This window comes from Ruegeria sp. MALMAid1280, assembly GCF_049195285.1.
Lineage (GTDB): Bacteria > Pseudomonadota > Alphaproteobacteria > Rhodobacterales > Rhodobacteraceae > Ruegeria.
Map to the genome: position 1 here is coordinate 1 of NZ_JBMIRT010000042.1, position 3,806 is coordinate 3,806.

Annotated in this window: 2 protein-coding genes and 1 pseudogene; 1 reads left to right on the forward strand and 2 read right to left on the reverse strand. The window is 57.8% G+C overall.

Annotation, left to right across the window (positions count from 1 at the left end):
- Positions 1 to 180: pseudogene (locus ACOQFT_RS07675) on the forward strand (IS6 family transposase); the annotation flags it as partial.
- Between the two features lie 250 nt (positions 181 to 430).
- Here ACOQFT_RS07675 and ACOQFT_RS07680 read toward each other — a convergent pair.
- Positions 431 to 1,048 carry a response regulator transcription factor gene (locus ACOQFT_RS07680; protein WP_421597359.1) on the reverse strand — a complete coding sequence of 206 codons (618 nt, stop codon included), beginning with the start codon at positions 1,046 to 1,048 and terminating at the stop codon, positions 431 to 433.
- Positions 1,045 to 3,435, reverse strand: a complete 2,391-nt coding sequence (locus ACOQFT_RS07685; RefSeq protein ID WP_421597360.1) for an ATP-binding protein — start codon at positions 3,433 to 3,435, stop codon at positions 1,045 to 1,047. Before ACOQFT_RS07685 ends, ACOQFT_RS07680 begins: the two co-directional genes overlap by 4 nt.
- Positions 3,436 to 3,806: the final 371 nt, after the last annotated feature.

Consider the following 3,806-nt stretch of genomic DNA (forward strand, 5'->3'; position numbering starts at 1 on the left):
GCCCGGATGCTGGAGGTCAACAGCCTTCCGAGAAAGATTGTCATCGACAAAAGCGGAGCAAATACGGCCGGTATCAAGGCCATAAACAAGATGCTGAAAAGTTTTGGTTGCCCGGTCTCATGTGAAATGGTCAGGCGGAAAAACTGTAACAACATTGTGCAACAGGACCACCGTTTCATCAATTCAATGAACTTGTCGCATAACAAAACAGGTTAGATGTGTTTCTCTGAACTTCTGTAAACTTCGCAACAGAACCGGGTTCCCTCTATGAACACGACCTGGTGCAAGGATGCACACCTACAAAACTAAGCGACTATCAAAGCAGTTTTCTTTCTACGATACACCGTTTGCGTGCCGGAAAGAATCGCCAGACTCCCAAGTAAATTGTTTCGGGGTAAACCAAAATTACCTTTCCTCTGCAGATTGAGGTTCACTGCGTTTGCGAAAACAACTCAAAAAGTTCGATAGTGGTTTTCACTCCGACTTTCTGCTGAATGCGGCCCCGGTGAATTTCGACCGTGCGCGGGCTGATGCCCAACTCGGTGGCGATTTCCTTGCTCGAAGTACGGGCGGGGTGGGTCAGGATGTGGTGCAGCACCTGTTCCTCACGCTCGGTCAGCTGTCCGCGTTTGTCCGCCAATTCCTGCCGCCGTGCCTTTTCCGCGCGCAGCCGTTCGCCCACGTCCCATGCGGCGTCAATCCGTTCGATCAAAACGGTCAGATCAAAAGGTTTTTCCAGAAAATCAATCGCACCCGCCTTGGTTGCCCGCACGGATTCAGGAATGCCGCCATGACCCGAGATAAAGATGATTGGCATGGTCGAGTTCTGACGGACCAGATGATCCTGCAACTCCAGCCCGTCCATGCCAGGCATCCCGTAATCCAGGATCAGGCAGCCAGCAGCATCCGGGCTGACCTGATCTATGAACGATTGCGCATCAGCGAAATGTGCAACACTCATGCCTCGCTTGCCCAGCGATCGCGACAGGGCAATACGCACATCATCATCGTCATCGACAATAAAAACGGTCAGCGGTTCTGCGATCATGGCGCGTCATCCTCCGGGCTGTCGCTGCGGCGCAAGGTGAAACAGAACCGCGCGCCCGACTTGACTTCTGAGTCATGCCAGATCGTGCCGCCGTTGGCCTTGATGATGGTGCGGCAGATTGACAGGCCTAACCCCATTCCGTCGCTTTTTTGGGTATCAAATGTGTTGAACAGGGTCACATTGGCGCTGACGCCGGGTCCGTTGTCCTCGACCCGGGCTTCGACAAAATCCGCCGTGATCCGGGTGGTGATCGTGATCCGGCTGGCAGCGGCCGGGGCGCGGGCCAGCGCGTCGATGGCATTGCGCAGCAGGTTGACCAAAACCTGCGCGATTTGCGTCCGGTTGCCGATGACCTGCGGCAGGGCGGTCTCGGTACAGGTCAGACCGATGTCATGCACCCGGGCCTCGCCCTCCATAAGCGTGACAGTCTGCCGGATCAGTCCGCCCAGTTCGAACGGGGTTTGCCGCCCCCGGTCCTTGCGCACAACTTCCCGCAGAGCGCGGATAATGTCGCCAGCGCGCCGCGACTGGCGATCGATATCGGTTAGAATCTGGGTCAGTTCGGGGTCCGGATCGCCGATTTCCTCAAGCGTGATCTTGGCCGCATCCACATTGTAGGAAATCGCGCTGAGCGGCTGGTTCAGCTCATGCGCCAACCCCGAGGCCATCTCGCCCATCAGGTTCACCCGCGCCACATGCGACAGATCGCGGCTGAGGCGGCTGGCTTCAGCCTCGGCCTGTTTGCGGTCGCTGACATCGTCGACGATGGCAACCGCGTGGTCTGGTACGCCGTTTTCATCGCGGATCAGGATCGCGTTCACCCGCAGCCAGATGGGCGATCCGTTTTTTCGGATGAACTGGTTTTCGGCGATGAATTCGGAATCCTGCAACAGCGTTTCGCGGAACTTCACCGCGATTTGCTGGACGTCATCGGGCAGCATTTCGGCCAGTGTCATCTGTTCCAGCTCGCCGGGCTGATAGCCCATGATATCGCATAGCTGCGCGTTCACCCGCTGGAACCGCCCAGATTCCGGCGAGATCTGTGCCATCCCGCGCGAGGCCAGATCGAAGGTGCGGCCATAGGCGGTTTCGAACCGTTGCCTTTGCCGAACCTCCTGCGTCAGCGCCGCGCCGGTATCTTCAAGCTCACGATAGGGGCTGTGCAGACCTTCTTCGGGCGTTATCTCACCGCTGGACAGGCGTTGGGTCTGGCTGGCAAAGGTGCGCACCGGGGCATAGATACGGTCGGCCAACGCTAGGCCTATCGCCCCGGTCAGAATGGCGATAGACAGCGCGATCCAGATGCCTTGCACCCGGTTTTTCTTGATCTCGCCGATGAAACTATCCTCGGCGGCATACAATCCGATCAACCAGTTCAGACCGGGTTCGGACACCTCGATCAGCATGGCGACATAATCCTGCCCGCCCAGTTCGAAATCCGTATGCACCGGGCCTGTAATCCCGGCCCGACCGGTCTGCGCCACCGTACCAAAAGCCTGCCGCGCCAGCGGATCGTCGATCTGGTCCACCATCGGCAGTTCGGGATTGTCGAAATCCGCATCCTTGTCGATCAGCACCAGCGTCGGGTGTGCCAGAACCGAGCCGTCTTCATTCAGCACCAGTGCCGCGCCACGCCGTTCCGACCAAATATTCAGCAGAAAGCCTGACAGCGCATCGATCTGAATGTCGACACCCAGAATGGCGCGGATGTTTCCCGCCTCGTCCAGAACCGGTACGCCATAGGTGATGCCCGGCTGGCGGGTGGTGTAGAAGATATAGGGCTGCGTCCAAATCGGCGCCTTCGCGGCATCGACCATGGTGAACCATGGACGGGTGCGGGCCTCGTAGGTATCGGTTCGGGTATCGGCGGTTTCCAGCAGGGTGAACCGGTCATTGCGCCATTGGAAATCCGCCGGGTGCTCGGTGATCTCGGGTGCAAAGGGCGGAATAACCTTGGTCCGATAACGGCCGGGTTCCTCGGCGCGCATGACGTAAACGAAACGCCCGCTTTCATCGGCTAGGTAAATCCCTGCCAGTTGCGGGGCCACCTGCAATTGCTGGAAGAAATGGCTTTCCAGCGCCGCCGTATCGTTGATGTCCAGCACATCGTTTTCGGCCAGCCGTCGTGTCGCGTCCAATACCTGCCGCGCCGGGTTCAGAAAGTTTCTAACCTGTCCGATGACATTGACGCTGACCTCATTCAGAGAGATGCGCGACTGCCGCAACAGCGCGTTTTCCGAGCTGACAAAGGTCGATAGAGTGACCGACAACACAGCCACGAACTGCAGCCCCGCCAGACACAAAGCCAGCGTGGCGCGCAGTGACCTGCGCCGGCGGGCGGGTTCGGTCTGATCCCGGTGGAGAGCCTGTTGCGCTGTGGTGTCCAATCTTCAGTCCAGACGGTCTTTGCGGGCGGGTTATGCCATGATGCCCGCTCCATAACCCCCAAGCCTATACGTAATCTACCGTATAGACACGCGTTGTTTGGTTTCGCTTTGATCTACTGCATCTGGGTGGCTGATTCCAAAACCGGGTTTTGGGTCGATCAGGCATTCTCATAAGGATTAAAAAAGACTGACAACAGGAGTGTCAAAGTGCTCAATAAATCTTCAATTGCCGCGGTTGTTACTGCGGCCTTTATGGCTCCGGCGGCGTATGCGGAGGAATTCATCACCATTGGCACCGGGGGTGTGACCGGTGTGTATTATCCGACCGGTGGCGCGATCTGTCGTCTGGTCAACAAGGGCCGGAAGGAGCA